This is a genomic window from Nonomuraea sp. 10N515B, from assembly GCF_052245915.1.
Classification (GTDB): domain Bacteria; phylum Actinomycetota; class Actinomycetes; order Streptosporangiales; family Streptosporangiaceae; genus Nonomuraea.
The window spans coordinates 25,392-42,146 of record NZ_JBQQBQ010000021.1 but is presented as its reverse complement, the minus strand read 5'-3'; the positions used below and the strand labels follow the sequence as shown (position 1 = coordinate 42,146).

Annotated in this window: 11 protein-coding genes; 2 read left to right on the top strand and 9 right to left on the bottom strand. The window is 70.0% G+C overall.

What is annotated here, in order from left to right; translation table 11 throughout:
• Window positions 1-8: 8 nt before the first annotated feature.
• The 8 genes from ACTWQA_RS28810 to pepN all read right to left on the bottom strand — a co-directional run bounded on the left by ACTWQA_RS28810 (window position 9) and on the right by pepN (window position 13,699).
• Window positions 9-3,281: a TIM-barrel domain-containing protein gene (locus ACTWQA_RS28810; RefSeq protein WP_443162194.1), complete on the bottom strand. Its 3,273-nt coding sequence runs from the start codon at window positions 3,279-3,281 to the stop codon at window positions 9-11.
• A 12-nt stretch (window positions 3,282-3,293) separates the two neighbouring features.
• Window positions 3,294-5,609, bottom strand: coding sequence for a glycoside hydrolase family 31 protein (locus ACTWQA_RS28805; protein WP_443162193.1), 2,316 nt, complete (start codon window positions 5,607-5,609; stop codon window positions 3,294-3,296).
• On the bottom strand, window positions 5,606-6,688 hold the full coding sequence (locus ACTWQA_RS28800; RefSeq protein WP_443162192.1) for a glycoside hydrolase family 15 protein: 1,083 nt from the start codon (window positions 6,686-6,688) through the stop codon (window positions 5,606-5,608). Before ACTWQA_RS28800 ends, ACTWQA_RS28805 begins: the two co-directional genes overlap by 4 nt.
• Window positions 6,689-6,707: 19 nt before the next feature.
• Window positions 6,708-7,967, bottom strand: a complete 1,260-nt coding sequence (locus ACTWQA_RS28795; RefSeq protein WP_443162191.1) for an ABC transporter substrate-binding protein — start codon at window positions 7,965-7,967, stop codon at window positions 6,708-6,710.
• Between the two features lie 12 nt (window positions 7,968-7,979).
• Window positions 7,980-8,786: a carbohydrate ABC transporter permease gene (locus ACTWQA_RS28790; RefSeq protein WP_443162190.1), complete on the bottom strand. Its 807-nt coding sequence runs from the start codon at window positions 8,784-8,786 to the stop codon at window positions 7,980-7,982.
• The gene (locus tag ACTWQA_RS28785) at window positions 8,779-9,708 is read right to left on the bottom strand and encodes a carbohydrate ABC transporter permease (RefSeq protein ID WP_443162189.1); all 930 of its coding nucleotides are present in this window, start codon (window positions 9,706-9,708) and stop codon (window positions 8,779-8,781) included. Before ACTWQA_RS28785 ends, ACTWQA_RS28790 begins: the two co-directional genes overlap by 8 nt.
• A gap of 37 nt (window positions 9,709-9,745) precedes the next feature.
• Window positions 9,746-10,999, bottom strand: a complete 1,254-nt coding sequence (locus ACTWQA_RS28780) for an ROK family protein (RefSeq protein ID WP_443162188.1) — start codon at window positions 10,997-10,999, stop codon at window positions 9,746-9,748.
• A gap of 135 nt (window positions 11,000-11,134) precedes the next feature.
• Complete coding sequence (gene pepN, locus ACTWQA_RS28775) at window positions 11,135-13,699, bottom strand: aminopeptidase N (protein WP_443162187.1); 2,565 nt, start codon at window positions 13,697-13,699, stop codon at window positions 11,135-11,137.
• Between the two features lie 90 nt (window positions 13,700-13,789).
• On the opposite strand from pepN, the gene ACTWQA_RS28770 reads away from it, so the two are divergent.
• Together ACTWQA_RS28770 and ACTWQA_RS28765 are read left to right on the top strand one after the other, a co-directional pair.
• On the top strand, window positions 13,790-14,410 hold the full coding sequence (locus ACTWQA_RS28770; RefSeq protein ID WP_443162186.1) for a mycothiol-dependent nitroreductase Rv2466c family protein: 621 nt from the start codon (window positions 13,790-13,792) through the stop codon (window positions 14,408-14,410).
• Window positions 14,411-14,539: 129 nt separating this feature from the next.
• A complete protein-coding gene (locus ACTWQA_RS28765) occupies window positions 14,540-15,943 on the top strand; it encodes an aldehyde dehydrogenase family protein (protein ID WP_443162185.1) in 1,404 nt (467 codons plus the stop codon).
• Here the strand turns inward: ACTWQA_RS28765 and ACTWQA_RS28760 are convergent.
• Window positions 15,940-16,746, bottom strand: coding sequence for an SDR family oxidoreductase (locus tag ACTWQA_RS28760; RefSeq protein WP_443162184.1), 807 nt, complete (start codon window positions 16,744-16,746; stop codon window positions 15,940-15,942). The two genes, ACTWQA_RS28765 and ACTWQA_RS28760, sit on opposite strands and share 4 nt — an antisense overlap.
• Window positions 16,747-16,755 lie beyond the last annotated feature (9 nt).

Below are 16,755 nucleotides of genomic sequence, written 5' to 3'. Positions count from 1 at the left end.
ACCCCCCATCATCGGGCCACCACCAGGTTGTCGAGGTTGATCCCGCCGGTGTTCGCCGTGTCATAGGCGATCTTGACGGTATGGGCGCCCGCGGTCAGGGACGTGGTGAGCGTGGCGGTGCCCCACGTGTCCCAGTTCGCCAGCGCGGGCAGTGACAGCGTGCCGGCGGACACGCCGTCCACGTAGACGGTCCTGGTGGCGTTCACGGTGGTCGAGTAGCGGAACGTGAGCTGGTGGCTGCCTGCCGCGTCGGCCCTGACCTGGAACGTCACTGCGTCGCCGGAGGTGGCGAAGCCGTCGGCGAAGCCGGTTCCCGTGTAGCCGGCGTGGTCGGTGTTCGTCGAGGTGCCGCTGCCTGTCGCGAACTCGGCCTCGTAGCCGCTCTTGTTCACGCCGTTGAGCGTGACCGTCCTGGTGGCGGCGGCGCTTGCGAGCTTGACGTGGGTGAGCTGCTGGATCGGGTCCCACCACCAGCCCTCGGCGGCGGCCTTGAGGTCGGCCAGCGAGGCGCGGGCGCTCGCCCCCGTGACGGAGGCGGGCTTGGTGCTCGCCACCTGCAGGGTGCTGGTCGTGGTCAGCGGCGGCACGGTGACGGTCACCGCGTGCCCGGCCCAGTTCTCCGCCGAGGTGAGGGTGCGGATGGCGTTCGCGCTGTCCTCGAAATATGCGTATGAGGTGGTGCCCGACGGATAAATCCGGAAGGTCAGGTTGGTGTAGGTGTCCACGCTGTTGCCGATCTCGCCGCCGAGCTGGTAGTCGGCGTTGAGGTTGAGCGGGATGATCGCGCCCGGCTTGGCGTAGACCGGGATCGTGTCCAGGCCGGCGTTGTAGGTCTTGGTGCCGGGGCCGGTGAAGCGGCCGCCGTTCCACAGGTCGTACCACTCACCGGCGGGCACGTACACGTTCTTCGAGGTCGCGCCCTGAGCGGTGATCGGCGCGACGAGCAGCTGCGAGCCGAACATGTACTGCTGGTCCAGGGTCGCGGCCGTCGCGTCGCCGGGGAAGGCGAAGCTCATCGCGCGCATCATCGGCACGCCCGTGGTCGCGCTCGCCTTGGCCTCGGTGTAGAGGTAGGGGATCAGGTTCATGCGCACGTTGGCGAACCTGCGGAAGGCCGGCACCACGCTCGTGTCGCCGGTGCGGGCCTGCACGTTCCACGGCGTGCGGGCCTCCGACGTGCCCGGATCGGCCTTCTCCGAGTGATATTGCATGATCGGGGAGAACGTCGCCTGCGCCGCTGAGCGCAGGTAGAGCTCCGCGCTCGGGAAGGTCCCGGTGAAGCCCGCCAGGTCCCAGGCCGTGTACGGCACCCCCGACTGGCCCGCGCTGAGCTGCGCCCTGACCGCCTCCTGGAAGGCGGAGAAGCTGGAGTTCTGGTCGCCGGCCCAGAAGATCGACCTGGTCTGGGCGCCTGCCGTGCCGGCCCGGCTGAAGACCGCGCCATCCGGCCGCTTGCCCTTGACGTAGGTGTTGTATGCGCCGGTGTAGCTGTTGGGGTAGGCGTTGTGCATCTCGTCGCCCTTGCGGCCGTCGGCGAACTGCACGCCCCGGCCGAAGATGGCCTCGCTGCCGTCGGTTTTGAAGCCGTCGATGCCGATCTCGTCGATCAGGTAATCGCGTTTGCTCATCCACCAGGCGGTCGCGGCCGTGCTGGTGAAGTCGGGGACCATGCTGTCGCCGAACCACTGGCCGGTCGGGATGCGATAGGGGCCGTTAGCGGGATTTTTCGCGACGTAGCCCTGCGATTCCGCGTATGCCTTGTCGTTGAGGTGCTGCTGCGGAGCGGTCGGCGGATTGGTGTCGAAGTTCTCCTTGAACACCGGGATCTGCCAGAGGATCATCTTGATCCCCTTGCTGTGGGCGTTGTCCACCATCGCCTTCGGGTCCTGCCACGCCGTGCCGGCCGGGAAGGTCAGGTCGCCGTAGGAGAGCTTGCCGCTGCCCGGCTTGGGAGTGTACGTCGCGCCGTGCCACACGTAGAAGGTGGCCTCGTCACTCCACTGCTCCAGCACCATCGCCGTGTGCGGGATCTTGTACGCCGCCACGTTGGCCAGCGCGGCGTTCACCTCGGCCTGGGTGTTCCACTCGTTGGCCGACATCCACACGCCGAAGGCCCACTTCGGCGGCAGCAGCGGACGGCCCGAGGTCGCCGTGTAGTCGTCCAGGATCTCGGCCGGCGTGCCCGTGTAGAAGTGGTAGTCCAGCGTCGAGTCGAGGCCGCCGCCAGTGTCCACTGTGAATCCGGCCAGGTCGGGCAGATGCGTGCTGAGGTTGAAGATCGCGTACCGGTTGGTCGGGAGGTAGACGCCGTAGCCTGCCGAGTTGAGGAAGAACGGCACGCTCAGGTAGGTGCGCCGAGTGGCGCCCTGGTCCCTGTACTGGTTGTAGACATAATTGTGCACATCGGTGCCGCGCTGGTCGAGCCGGTCGTAGCGCTCGCCGAAGCCCTCGAAGCGCTCGCCGGCCGGGGACATGAAGTGGTCCTCGATCTTGGTGATCGTGGTGGCGCCGTCGCTGGCCCAGCCGATGTTCCTGAACGTCGCGGGATCGTACTGGCGGGTGATCAGCGTCGTGCCGTCGCCCTTGTAGACCGACAGCCGGTACGGCGACTTCTGGATCTTCAGCACGAGCGAGCTGGTGGAGATCGCGAGCGTGCTCGCCGAGTCGGTCACCGTATAACCGGACACTCCGGAAATGTTCAGCCCCTGCCCGCTGGGGGCGATCTGGGTCCTGAACCGGTCGAGCGCCGGGAACGCGAAGCGGATCTTCGGCGTGAAGCTCCCCGCGCTGTCCCCGGTCGTGACGTCCACCGACGTGCCGTTGTTGGTGAAGCCGGTCACGTTCGTCACCGTGCTCCAGGAGGTGACCGTGAACGTGAACGGGCCGACGCTCTTCTGCTCGCCCCCGTTCACGTCCGCGTTGACCGTGTAGGAGATCTTGTCGCCCCGGGCGAACGTACCTAAGTTGATCTTCCAGTAGCTGTTGCCGCCGCTGTTGTAGTCCCAGGCCGCGCCGATCGGGGTCTGGTTGGCCCCGTTCTTGGTCCACGTGACCCAGACCGTCTGGCCCGGCTCGATCGGCCAGGTCGTGGCCTTGATCTCGACGGCCTCGCCGGCCATCGGGTCACGCGGCACCCGTTCCGTCGGCTCGGCCGAGTAGAGATCGTCGATTCCGGTCGGACTGTGGTGCACCCCCGCGAGCGCGAGGGCGGCGGGGACGGAGACGAAGGACGCTGACAAGGCGATCACCACCACGATGACGGCCGACCGTAACCGGCTCACGGATACTCCTTCTCAGGCAGCGAACACGGGGGAGAGGCGGGACCAGTGCTCGGCGGCACAGAGGACGGGCGGGCGGTCGAGCGGTGCGGGCAGTCGTACCTCCCTGCCGCCAGAGAGGGCACGTCCTGTCCAGACGTCGATCCACTCGCCTTCTGGTAGATAAACGGAAATTTCCGAAACGTCAGGCTCGGTGACGGGCGCGACGAGCAACGCGTCCCCGAGCTTGTACTGCAGCGGAAACCGCCACACGTCCGGGTCGTGCGGGTGGTCGAAGAACAGCCCGCGCATCAGCGGCGCCCCGCCGCCCACGGCCTGCCGCGCCTGCCCCGCCAGGTACGGCACCAGCCGCTCGCGCACCTCCACGAGCCGCCTGAACACCGGGATCACCCGCTCGTCCCCGGTCCGGTCGGCCACGTTCCACGGCGTGCGGTCCCTGATGGGCGTGCGGTGATGGTTGAACTCCGAGTGGTACTGCATGATCGGCATGAACGCCGCCGCCCCGGCCGCCCGCAGGTACAACTCGGCGTCCGGCACCTCGCCGGAGAACCCGGCCAGGTCCCACCCCCAGTACACGATCCCGCAGGCCGAAGCCGTGATCCCGGCCCTGACGGAGGACCGGAACGCCTCCCACGTGGAGTCCTCGTCCCCGGCCCAGAACGCCCCGTGCGGCTGCGACCCGGCGAACCCGGCCCTGCTGAACGTCACCGGCGCCTTCCCGCACGCCCGCAGCAGATCGCCGAAGGCGCGGGCGTAGTGGACGGGGAAGAGATTGTTGCCTTCCGCGCCGTCCCGCCCGTCGGCATACCGCAGGTCGTGCCCCCAGGCGTGCTCGCCGCCGTCGGTCTTGAACCCGTCGATCCCGACCTCCTCGACCAGATAGCGGCGCTTGGCCGTCCACCAGTCGCGGACCTCCTGCGACGACAGATCGGGCATGAGCGCGAGCGGGAACCACCACCCTCGGTTCCGGTACGGCCGGCCGTCCGCCTCCCGCACCCCGTACCCGTGCTCGACGAGCTGCCGGGCGTCCACGGCGGCCTGATGCCGGGGATGCGGGCGCATCTTCTGCAGCGGGATCTGCCAGAGCAGCACCTTGATGTCGCGCTCGTGCAGCTCGTCCACCATGCCCTTGGGGTCGGGCCACGGGCCGTCGGCAGGGAAGGTGTGGTCGGCCAGGCGATGCGGCTCCTCCGACGCCTCGTACGCGGCCCCGCGGAAGGCCGTGAACGTCGTCTCGTCGCTCCACGCCTCGATGACCAGCGCGCCGACGGGGATCCCGTGCTCGCGGTGCCGGTCCATCTCGGCCATCACGCGTTCCTGCGTGTTCCACTCATTGCCGCTGGCCCAGAGCCGGAACACCCACGACGGCAACTCGGCCGGCCGCCCGACCTCATCCAGGAACCCGCGCAGCACGTCCGCAGGCTCAGGCCCGTCGTGGAAGCGCACGCCGAGCACGCCGTCCCTGCCCACCTCGGCCTCCACCAGCAGCCGATCGCCGACGTCGTACCAGGTGCGCCGCGAGGTCGCCACATGCAGTCCCCAGCTCACCTCCCCGCCCACGACCAGCGCGAACGGCATCGGCAGGTAGGTGCGCCCGTGCCGCCCCTGCGCCTTGTACTGCTCGAAGACGACCGCGTCGAGCCGAGCTCCGTCGCGCCCGCGCTGATCCACGGCGTCGAACCGCTCGCCGAACCCGACCACGTGCTCCTCGGGCGCGAGCGCCACCTCGAACCGCACCCGCAGCACGCCGTCCGCGTCGGCCAGCCACCGCACGCTTCCGGGCACGATCCGGTCGGCGCCCCTGACGTCCAGCTTCCCGCCGTCGTCCGACCAGCTCGCCGCCGACACCTCGAACCACCGGCTGGTACGGCTCCCGCCGCCGGCCAGGGTGGCTCGGAAGCGGTAGGAATAGCGGCGCCCGGCCTCCAGGACCGGCGTCCGCACGGCCCACGATCCGGCCGCGGCGCGAGCGGCCCTGGCCTGCGCGGCGGCAAGATGCCCGCCATCGACCGCCCCGTCGGCCCCGTCGGCCATGCTCGGCGCGCTAGCACCGCCAGCCGTGTCCGGCGCGCCAGCACCGCCAGCCGTGCCCGGCGCCGCCTGCGTGCTCACGTCCTGGCCGGCCTCCGGCTCGGCGTGGCGAGGGAGCAGCGACAACTCCAGTGGCGCGTCCCCGTCCACGACCCACTCGCAGACGACCGCCTCAACACGCGCCGAGGCCCGCACCCGCAACTCCACCGCCTCGCCGTCGAGCGGCCGGGCGGGCACCCGCTGGTCCTCGGTCGTCGCGTACGGATGCCCCGACCCGAAAGGCCGATGCCTCATGCTCATGCCCGCACTCCCAGCTCGTCCGCGAGGATCAGGTACATCCCGTGCGACCACAGCAGCGGCGTCGCCACCGGCCCCCACCGGTCGAGCCACTCCTGCAGCCGCCCGGGCGCCAGCAGCAGGTCCGACACCTGCTCGGGCAGATCCCCCTCCTGCGTCGCCTGAGCCGCCATCCAGTCCAGGTAGCGGCGGGCCTCGGCAGGCCGCCCCGCCGCCGCGTGGTTCCAGCCGAGGAACCCGGCCAGCAGCACCCACCGGCCCCCGCCGTAGAAGGTGTCGGCGAGGTAGCGGTACACGCCGCCGTCCCTCGCCAGCTGCCGCTCGACCTCGGTAACCGTCGCCGCCCCGACCGGATGCCCGGCCGGATACAGCCCGAACGGCTCCACGCACGCCAGCAGGCTGCCGTCCACGGCGTCGCTCCCGAGCCACTTACGCAGCCGCCCGCCGGTGACGCCCTCCCGCTCGACCAGCTCGGCGACGCCCTCGACCGCCTCCAGCGCGGCCGCCTCCTCCGCCGAACTCAGCACGCCGAGCGCGACGGCGGCCCGCAGGCCCCCATGGATCGAGCCCAGCGTGGCCACGTGCCGCTGCTCGACGTGCTCCTCCCACCAGTCGTAGCAGGGCAGATGCCAGAACGCCGTCAGGTACCTGGCCGCCGCCCTGACCCCCTTCTCGACCCCGGGGACCGCCCTGCCGTGCCGTACGGCGTGCTCGCGCAGCGCCCAGAGCCACGTGCCGTACCCGTCGAGCTGGAAGTCCCACCAGTCGTCCGCGCCGTCCATCCCGTCGAGCGTGAAGCGGGTCGGCAACATCTCCGAGACGAGCACGTTCTCGCCGCGCGCGGCCCGGGAGACCAGCGAGTCCACCTGGCCCGCCCGGTCGCCGACCACGCTGGCGCACCAGGCGTGGAAGGCGTCCGCCCCGGCCACGTCACCGTGCCTGCTCACCCCCTCGGCGATGAACGCCCCGTCCCGCAGCCAGGAGTAGCCGCGGTAGGCGGAGAAGGTGGGCGAGGCCGGATAGGCCCCGGTGGGCGACTGCAATCTCGTGATCACGTCGAGGCTGTGCGCGACGAGGGACAACGGGTCTTCTCCTTACGAATTACGTGAGCAGGGCGTCGACGTCGGCGGCCGCGGCCTTGAGCGCGTCCTCCACGGACGTGCGGCCGGCGGCGGCCTCGGTCAGTTGCTTGGTCACGGCGTCCTGCATCTCCTGCTGACGCTTGATGACCGGCGGCAGCGCGATCGACTTGAGGGAGTCGAACACGGCCTGCCGGTTGGCCGGCTTCGGGTCCTTGAGGTAACCGGAGAGCACCTGCTGGTCGGCGACCGGCGGCAGCTCCCAGGACGACTGGATGCGGGTGGTGGCGGCGACGTTCGACGACGACAGGAACCGGGCCCACGCGTAGGCGTCCTTGCCGGCCTTGGTGCCGGACGAGACCGCGACGGCGTTGTGGAAGACCGCGCTGGCCTTGGCGGCGTCACCGGGCTCGACGACCACGTCCCACTCGAACGGCACGTCCTTCAGGCCCGCGAACTGCCAGATGCCGTTGTGCCACATGGCGAGCTTGCCGGACTTGAACAGGTTCGTGTCGTAGTCGGCGGTACCGCCGATCTCGGCCTCGGTCGGCATCGACTTGCCGACCTTGCCGACCAGCCACGTGGCGGCCTTGACGCCCTCGGGGCTGTTGAAGGCGGACTTCTTGCCGTCGGCCGACAGGAACTCGCCGCCCGCCTGCTTGAGCGTCTTGTAGAACTCGAAGAACTGCACCGGCTGGAAGTCGCCGTACACGCCCTTCTTCCTGTCGGTCAGCTTGGCCGCGGCGGCCTGCTCGTCGGCCCACGTCCAGTCCGCCGTGGGCTCGGCCACCCCGGCCTTCTTGAAGAGGTCCTTGTTGTAGAAGAGCACGACCGTGGAGAAGGAGGCGGGCAGCGCGTACTGCTTGCCGTCCCGCTTGAACGCGTTGAGCGACTCCTGCGCGTAGACCGAGGTGTCGCCGTCTCCGCCCACCGTGCCCAGGTCGAGCAGGGAGCCCGCGCTGGCGTAGGTGACGAAGTTCTCGTAGTTGAGCTCGAACGCGTCCGGCGCGGTGCCGCCGGCGATGCTGGTCTGGAGCTTGGTGAAGTACTCCTCGAAGGGCGCGGTCTCGACGACCACGTCCACCTTCGGGTTCTCCTTCTCGAAGGCCTTCTCGATCGTGTCGAGGTCCTTGAGATGGTCGGGGGCCGCGGAGAAGGTGAAGTAGCGCACGGTGGTCTTGCCGTCAGCGCCGGAGGGGGCCCTGGTGGCCGACCCTTGGGAGCAGGCGGAGGCGAGCAATGCGAGGGCCGCCACGGTGGCAATGGTGACTTTTCTGGTCATGGGGGGATTCCTTTACTTGAGCCCGCTCTGCGCGACGCTGGCGATGACGTGCTTCTGCGCGAAGACATAGAGGATGAGGATCGGTACGACGCTGATCACCGACCCCGCCATGACCACGTCCCACTGCGTGGTGAACTGGCCGTGCAACGTGGCCAGGCCCAGCGGGAGCGTCATGAACTCGGGCGACTTGATGATGATCAGCGGCCAGAGATAGCTGTTCCAGCTGGCCATGAAGCCGAAGATGGCGAACGTGGCCAGCGCCGGCCGGATCAGCGGCAGCACCACGTACAGGAAGATCCGGAAATGGCCGGCGCCGTCCAGCACGGCCGCCTCGTCGAACTCCCGCGGCACCTGGTTGATCGCCTGCCGCAGCAGGAACACCCCGAACGCCGAGGCGATCGTCGGCGCGAGCAACGCGAAGTACGTGTCGACGAGACCGAACGTGCGCATCTCGATGAACAGCGGCACGACCAGCACCGGCAGCGGCATCATCAACGTCGCCAGGTACACCGCGAACAACGCGCCCCGGCCGGGGAACGGCAGCCGGGCGAACGCGTAGGCGGCCATCGCGCTGGTGATGAGCTGCAGCAGGGTCGAGGCCGCGCCGATCCAGGCGCTGTTGGCCACGATCCGCCAGAACGGCAGCGTCTCGAGCAGCTTGCCGTACGCGTCCAGGCTCGCGCCCTCGGGCGTGAAGTCAGGCGGCACGGCCAGCACGGCGTCGCCCGGCGTGACGGAGGTGATCATCGCCCACGCGAACGGGAACAACATCACCAGCGCGCCCAACCCCACGAGCAGGTAGCGGAGGATCTTACCCATACGTGACCCACCGCCTCTGCCCCCGGACCTGCACGATCGTCACGATCAGCACCACCGCGAACAGCAACCAGGACAGCGCCGAGGCCGCGCCGGCCCGGCCGTACCTGAAGGTGAGGTCGTAAATCTGCGACACGACCACCTGCGTCGCCCCACCGGGCCCGCCCCCCGTCATGATCTTGACCTGGTCGAAGACCTGGAAGCCGTTGATCAGCGAGATCACGACCACGAAGAACGTCGAAGGGGACAACAACGGGAGCGTGATGTGCCGGAACCTGCGCCACGCCGTGGCGCCGTCGACCATGGCGGCCTCCTGGTACTCGCGGGGGATCGCCTGCAGCCCGGCCAGCAGGATGATCATCACGAAGCCCAGGTCCTTCCAGGCCGAGGCGAGGATGATCGACGGCATCGCCCAGTCAGGGTCGGTCCACCAGCCGGGGCCGCTGACCCCGAACAGGCCGAGGGCCCAGTTGACGATGCCGCTGGCCGGGTTGAGCAGCCACTTCCACATCAGCGCCACGACGACCCAGCTGGTGATCACCGGCAGGAAGTACACCCCGCGCAGCAGGCTCCGCCCGGCCATCGCCCGGTTGAGGAGCACCGCCAGGCCCAGGCCGCCCACATAGACGAGCGGCAGATAGCCGGCGATGAAGTACAGCGTGTGCAGGAAGGCCGCCCGGGTCTCCGGATCGCCGATCAGCTCGATGTAGTTGCCCAGGCCGACCCAGCGCATCTCGGTGATGAGGTCCCATTCGTGCAGGCTCGTCCAGAGCGAGCCGAGCATGGGGATGATCGTGTAGAGCGTCAGGGGGACGAGGCTCGGCAGCAGGAACACAGCGACGGTCCCGGCGTACCGCCAGCCCTTGCGCGGTTTGGCCCGCTGGTGCGTGGCCCGCGCTTTCGGCGGGGCCGCGGTGAGGGTCATGGGGTCGTCTCCTCGCTCGTGCGGGCGGATGGGGCGCTCATGGGGTGGCTCCGATCAGCCGGGCACGCACCAGGCGGCCCTGCTCTCCCGCCGCGCCCGCCGCGTCGAACGGGGTCGCCAGCACCAGCGCCGCCGCCCCCTGCGCCCAGCTCGTGTCGTCCCAGCTCTCCACCTCGACGGAGATGTCGCGCCGCCCCGGGTAGAGCTGCGCCCTGAGGGCCTGCTCGAAGCCGTCCCGCCAGAGCGGCCAATCCGCCGTGCCCTCGCCGAGCACGACCACGACCTCCGGATCCACGACGTTGATCAGCCCGGCGGTGGCCCGCCCCAGGATCGCGCCGGCCTCCTCGAACACGGCACGTGCCACCGGGTCACCGCCCGCGGCGGCCCGCCCCAGCGCCGCCACCGCCCCGAGCGGATCACGCCCGTCCCTCCCGTCGGGCGCGGCGGGTGCAGCAGGTGCGGCGAGTGCGTCCGCGCGATCGCCGGATTTGGCGCCGGCCGCCGCGAGCAGGCCCGCCGATCCCACGAACGCCTCCAGGCAGCCGCGGGCGCCGCAGCCGCACACCGGTCCCTCCGGGTCCACCGGCAGGTGGCCGAACTCGCCCGCGCCGCCCCGCGCCCCCCGGTACACCCGGCCGTCGGTGACGATCGCCGCGCCCACGCCGCGGCCGATCGTCACCACGAGGAAGTCCCGGTGCGTACGCCCCCGCCCATACAGCCGCTCGGCCACCGCCAGCGCGTTCACGTCGTTCTCCACCAGCACCGGGAGCCGCAGCCGCCGCCGCAGCCGCTCGCCGACCGGCATCGCCTGCCACCCCAGCGTCGGCGCGTTCACCGTGCCGGCCGCCTGGTCCTCCACGCTGCCGGGCACCCCGACGCCGACCCCCAGGAGCGGTGGCCCGTCGCCCGGCACCGCCGACTCCACGGCCGCCGCCAGCTCGTCCAGCGCGTCGGGCCCGGACGGGTCGAACGGCCGCTCCCACGACCCCAGCACCTCGCCGTCCAGGCGAACGTCCACCAGCACCAGATGATCGGCCGTCACCTTGACGCCCAGCGCCCGCCCGGCCCCGCCCACCAGCCCGAGCCGCACGGCGGGCCGCCCGCCACGCGACGGCTTGAGGTCGAGCTCCTCGAGCATCCCGTGCCCCATGAGCTCGCGGGTGAGCTGCGTGACGGTGGCGGGGCTGAGGTCCAGCTCGCGTGCTATCTCGGTCCGGCTCAGCGGCCCGCCGGTGCCCAGCAGGGCCAGGATCGCCGTCCTGGTGAGATCGCCGCGGTCAGTGGCTGCCATGAAGGTCCAGAACTTTCTTTAGAAGTAAAGTTAGTACCGAAATATCGTCGTCCGGGCGCCCCCTGTCAAGAGCCGGAAACATCACGGAAACGCAAAAGGCCCCCGCCAGGCATGGCGGGGGCCTTCAGCTGAGGATCAGGCGGACGCGGCGTCCTTCTCGCGGTTGCGCAGCGCGCGGCGGACGCCGTCGGCGCCCTCCAGGATCATCCTGCGCAACGCCTGCGGCGGCTGCTCGTCGGCCAGGTAGTCCTCCGCGGCCTGCACGGTCGCCTGCTCGATGAGCAGCGAGGGGAAGCACCCCACCGCGAACGACGACGCCTGGTCGAACGTCCACTCCTTGTAGATCCGCCCGACCTCGGCGAAGTATTTCGCACGGAACGGCTCGAGCAACTCGGGATGGTGCGGGTCCTGGAACCCGCCGATCGTGGTCCTGGCGATGGCGTTGGCCAGCTTGCCGCCCACGATCCGCTCCCACGCCGCGTTCTTGGCCTCGGCCGTCGGGACCGCGGCCCGGCACTGCGCGGCCGAGCGCTCACCCGTCGCCGTAGGGTCCCGCTCCAGCTCGGCCTCGATGTCGGGCTCGCCCCGCCGGCCGCCGGTCACCAGCGCGTGCAGCAGCGTCCAGCGCAGATCGGCGTCCACGCTCAGGCCCTCGGGCACCTCCGTGCCGTCCAGGATGCTCTGCAGCAGGTCCAGGTCCTCCACCGACGTGGCCACCGGCGCGAACGCCTGCAGGAACGCCAGCTGGCGGTCCGAGCCCGGCTCCGCCGTGCCGATCAGCGAGCGCAGCTCGCCGGCCAGCAGCGCCAGGCCCTCCGGCCGCCACGCCGGGTCCGCGTACTGCTGGGCGGCCATGCGTGCCTGCCGCAGGATCGTCTGCAGCACGGTGATGTCCGTGACCGTGCCCGCGCCCGAGACCACCAGCTTGACGTAGTCGCGCGTGGACATCTCGCCGTCGCGGGTCATGTCCCAGGCCGCCGACCAGCACAGCGCCCGCGGCAGCGACTCGGTGAACGTCACGATGCCGCCGTCCACCAGCGTCCGCAGCGAGTCGTCGTCGAGCCGGACCTTGGCGTAGGTCAGGTCGTCATCGTTGAGCAGCACCAGGTCGGGCTGCTCCTCGCCGACCAGCTGAGCCACGTTCGTCCGCGCGCCCACCACGTCGAGCTCGACCCGCCTGGTCCGCGTCAGCTTGCCGTCCACCAGAGAGTAGAGGCCGATCGCGATGCGGTGCGAGCGCAGCGTCGGGTAGTCGGCCGGCGCCTCCTGCAGTACCTCGAACCGGGTGAACCGGCCGCCGGACACCTCGAACGAGGGCCGCAGCGTGTTGACCCAGGACGTCTCCAGCCACTCCTTCGACCAGGCCGACAGGTCCCGCCCTGAGGTGCGCTCCAGGGCGTCGAGCAGGTCCTTCAGCTCGGTGTTGCCCCAGGCGTGCTCGGCGAAGTAGTCGCGCACGCCGGCCAGGAAGTTGTCCAGCCCCACGTACGCGACCAGCTGCTTGAGCACCGAGGCGCCCTTGGCGTACGTGATGCCGTCGAAGTTGACCTCGACCGCCTGCATGTCGGGGATGTCGGCGGCGATCGGGTGCGTGGACGGCAGCTGGTCCTGGCGGTAGGCCCAGGCCTTCTCCACGTTCGCGAACGTCGTCCACGCGCCCTTGCCCCACCGGGTGGCCTCGGCCTGGGCGAGCACGGACATGTACGTGGCGAACGACTCGTTCAGCCACAGGTCGTCCCACCAGCGCATGGTGACGAGGTCGCCGAACCACATGTGCGCCATCTCGTGCAGGATCGTCTCGGCGCGCCGCTCGACCACCGCGTCGGTGACCCGGGAGCGGAAGACGTAGTCCTCCAGGAACGTCACGCAGCCCGCGTTCTCCATGGCGCCGGCGTTGAACTCGGGCACGAAGAGCTGGTCGTACTTGCCGAACGGGTAACGCACGCCGAACACCCGGTGGAAGAAGTCGAAGCCCTGCCGGGTGATCTCGAAGAGGTTGTCGGCGTCGAGGTGCTCGGCCAGCGAGGCCCGGCAGTAGAGGCCGAGCGGAATGCCGTCGTGCTCCGAGGTGACCTTGTGGTAGGGCCCGGCCACCAGCGCCGTGATGTAGGTGGACATGACCGGCGTGACCGCGAACTCCCACCGCTTGGCGGCGTGCACCGTCCCGTGCTTGCCTGCCTGCTCCGGCAGGTCCTCCACGTCGACGGCGGCGGCGTTGGAGATCACCTCCCAGTCGGCCGGGGCCAGCACGGTCAGCCGGAAGGTGGCCTTGAGGTCGGGCTGGTCGAAGCACGCGTACATGCGGTGGGCGTCGGCCGTCTCGAACTGGCTGTGCAGGTAGACGCGCTGGTCGACGGGGTCGACGAAGCGGTGCAGGCCTTCGCCGGTGCGCATGTAGGCGCAGTCGGCGTCGATCCGCAGCTCGTTGGACTCGGCGAGCGAGGGGAGCGGGAAGCGGCCCTTCTCCTCGTCGTATGCGGTCACGTCGAGGTCCCGGCCGTTCAGCGTCACCTTGCGCACCTGCGCGCCGTGCAGGTCGATGAAGGTGGACGCGCCCGCGGTGGCGCTGCCGAAGCGGACCGTCGTGACGCTCTCGAAGCGCTCCTCCCCTTCCGTCAGGTCGAGTGCGACCTCGTACGACTCGACCTTCAGCAGCCGGGCGCGCTCGCGTGCCTCGTCCCGGGTCAGGTTGCCTGCCAAGTTGCGCTCCTTTTCACCACTTCGTCGGGGTTGTCCGTCATCCTGTCACGGTGGGAATAGGACCCGAACCCCTTCAGGTTATGGCCAGACATGGCTGAGAAGATTCCCGTGGACCTCTGGTTCGACCCCGCGTGTCCGTTCGCCTGGGTCACCTCGCGGTGGTTGCTCGAGGTGGAGCAGGTCCGCCCCATCGAGCCCCGCTTCCGATTCATGTCACTGCACTTCCTCAACGAGGACAAAGACGTTCCGGAGGACTACAAGGCCCGGGCTGCCAAGGCCATGGGATCGATCAGGGTGGCGGCCGCGGCCGCGGCCAAGCACGGCGAGGAGTACGTCGGGCAGCTCTATACCGAGCTCGGCACCCGCCTGCACAACCAGGGGATGAGCAAGCAGCCCGAACGCCTGCGCGAGATCAACGAGGCCGCGCTCGACGCCGTCGGCCTCGACAAGAACCTCGCCGACGCGATGGAGTCCGAAGAGTGGGACGAGACCATCCGCGCCTCGCACGACGAAGGCATCACGCTCGTCGGGCAGGAGGTCGGCACGCCGATCATCCGCGTGGGGGCCAACGCCTTCTTCGGGCCGGTCATCACCAAGATCATCAGGGGCGAGGACGCCGGCAGGCTGTGGGACGGCGTGCTGGCGGTCACGGAGTTCGATGACTTCTTCGAGTTGAAGCGCACCCGTACCCGCAGACCGGACTTTGATTGACAAATCCATTTTGTCGGCGCAATAGCCATACCCTGGCGGGGGAAAAGAAGCTGGTAGCGGTGTAGAAGACTTATCCCGGGCGGAGACCGGCCCTCGCGGCCGGTCCCCGGCACTGTCAGGATGGTGGCCATGCGTCAGCTGTATATCGGCGGCTCCTGGACCGCGTCGGCGTCCGACGAGCCCATCGAGGTCGTGAACCCGGCCACGGAAGAGATCATCGACCGCGTGCCCGCAGGCTCCCCCGACGATGTGGAATCGGCCGCGAACGCCGCGCGACGTGCCTTCCCCGTCTGGTCGCAGACGGGCCCCGCCGAGCGCGGCAAGCTCCTCGCCGACGCGGCCGAGCTGCTGAAACAGCGTTCCGACGAGATCGCCAAGACCATCGCGACGGACATGGGCTCGCCGCTGGGCTTCGCCCTCAAGGTCCAGACGCTGATGCCCGCCGGTGTGCTGGCCTCCTACGCCGCGCTCGCCGAAGGCCACCCGCGGGAGTCCCGTGTCGGCAACTCGCTGGTCGTCAAGGAGCCGATCGGGGTGGTCGCGGCGATCACGCCGTGGAACTATCCGCTGCACCAGATCATCTGCAAGGTCGGTCCCGCGCTGGCCGCCGGGTGCACCGTCGTGCTCAAGCCGAGCGAGGTCGCGCCGCTGGCGGCGTACGCGCTGGCGGAGATCTTCGACGAGGTGGGCCTGCCCCCGGGCGTGTTCAACCTGCTCAGCGGGCGTGGCCCGGTCGTGGGCGAGGCCATGGCCGCCCATCCCGAGGTGGACATGGTCTCCTTCACCGGCTCGACGGCCGCAGGACGCCGGGTCGCCTCGCTGGCCGCCGAGTCGGTCAAGCGGGTCGCGCTCGAGCTCGGCGGCAAGTCCGCCAACGTCATCCTGCCCGACGCCGACCTGGAGACGGCCGTCAAGGTCGGCGTGGCCAACTGCTTCGTCAACGCGGGCCAGACCTGCTCGGCGTGGACCCGCATGCTCGTCCACCGCGACCAGTACGACACCGCCGTCCGTCTGTCCGTCGAGGCCGCGCGCAAATACACCGTCGGCGACCCGTTCGACGAGTCCACCAGGATCGGCCCGCTGGTCTCCCAGGTCCAGCGCGACCGCGTGATCCGCTACATCAACCGCGGCCAGGAGGAGGGCGCCCGGCTGGTGGCCGGGGGGACCGAGCGGCCGCACGAGCGCGGCTACTACGTCGAGCCCACCGTGTTCGCGAGCGTGGAGCCCGGCATGACGATCGAACAGGAGGAGATCTTCGGCCCGGTGCTGTCGCTGATCCCCTACAGGAACGAGGACGAGGCCGTCAAGATCGCCAATGACACCAAATACGGCCTGGCCGGCGCGGTCTGGTCGGGCGCCGAGGATCACGCGGTCGCGGTCGCCCGCCGGCTGCGCACCGGTCAGGTCGCCATCAACGGCGGCAAGTTCAACCCGCTGGCCCCCTTCGGCGGTTACAAGCAGTCCGGCGTGGGGCGGGAGCTCGGCGAGCACGGCCTGGAGGAATACCTGGAGATCAAGTCACTCCAGCTTTAGACGATCAACCCGCCGCTGGCGAGGAGATTGTGGCCGGTCACCCACCGCCCGTCGGGACCGGCTAGAAACGCGACCACCGCCGCGATGTCCTCGGGCCGCCCGAGCCGCTGCAGCGCTGTGAAGGCCTGGGTCTGCGCCAGCGCTTCCGGCGGATTGGCGTTGCGCAGCATGTCGGTGTCGACGGAGCGGCGAGCCTGGGGCGGAGAGCGGCAGCTTGCGTGACCAGCGGAGCCCCGTGCGAGCGCGACCATGAGCAGGGCGCCGGAGGAGACGACGTTGACGGTGATCCCGCGCCCGCCCAGCTCCCGCGCCGCCACCTTGGCGAACTGCTCGATCGCGCCCTTGCTGCCGCAATAGAGCGCCAGCGCGGGCGCGGGCACCTGGGTGTTGAGCGTGGAGATGTTGACGATGCGCCCGCCGTCGCGCATCGTCCGCGCCGCGCACTGCATGGCCAGGAACACCGCGCGCGTGTTCACCGCGAACGCCCGCTCGTAGTCCTCGTCCGTGACCTCCGCCATGGGTTTCTGCCCGGCGGTGGTGGCGGCGTTGTTGATGAGGATGTCCAGCCCCGGCAGCCGCGCCTCCGCCTCGGCGAACAGCCGCTGCAGGTCGTCCTTGCCGCCGAGATCCGCCCGTACGGCCTGCGCGCCGGTCTCCTTGGCGACCTGCCGCGCCGCTTCCTCCGAGTGCTCGTAACAGAAGACGACCTCGGCGCCGTCCTCCCGCAGCCGCTCCACGATCGCCTTGCCGATGCCCCGGGAGCCTCCTGTGACCAATGCGCCCTTTCCAGAAAGTACGCTCATGGCCCCAAC

Coding starts and splice junctions, on each gene's coding strand:
- ACTWQA_RS28805 (WP_443162193.1), bottom strand. CDS start 5,609: ATGAGCATGAGGCATCGGCCTTTCGGGTCGGGGCATCCGTACGCGACG.
- ACTWQA_RS28795 (WP_443162191.1), bottom strand. CDS start 7,967: ATGACCAGAAAAGTCACCATTGCCACCGTGGCGGCCCTCGCATTGCTC.
- ACTWQA_RS28790 (WP_443162190.1), bottom strand. CDS start 8,786: ATGGGTAAGATCCTCCGCTACCTGCTCGTGGGGTTGGGCGCGCTGGTG.
- ACTWQA_RS28785 (WP_443162189.1), bottom strand. CDS start 9,708: ATGACCCTCACCGCGGCCCCGCCGAAAGCGCGGGCCACGCACCAGCGG.
- ACTWQA_RS28780 (WP_443162188.1), bottom strand. CDS start 10,999: ATGGCAGCCACTGACCGCGGCGATCTCACCAGGACGGCGATCCTGGCC.
- ACTWQA_RS28770 (WP_443162186.1), top strand. CDS start 13,790: ATGGCTGAGAAGATTCCCGTGGACCTCTGGTTCGACCCCGCGTGTCCG.
- ACTWQA_RS28765 (WP_443162185.1), top strand. CDS start 14,540: ATGCGTCAGCTGTATATCGGCGGCTCCTGGACCGCGTCGGCGTCCGAC.
- ACTWQA_RS28760 (WP_443162184.1), bottom strand. CDS start 16,746: ATGAGCGTACTTTCTGGAAAGGGCGCATTGGTCACAGGAGGCTCCCGG.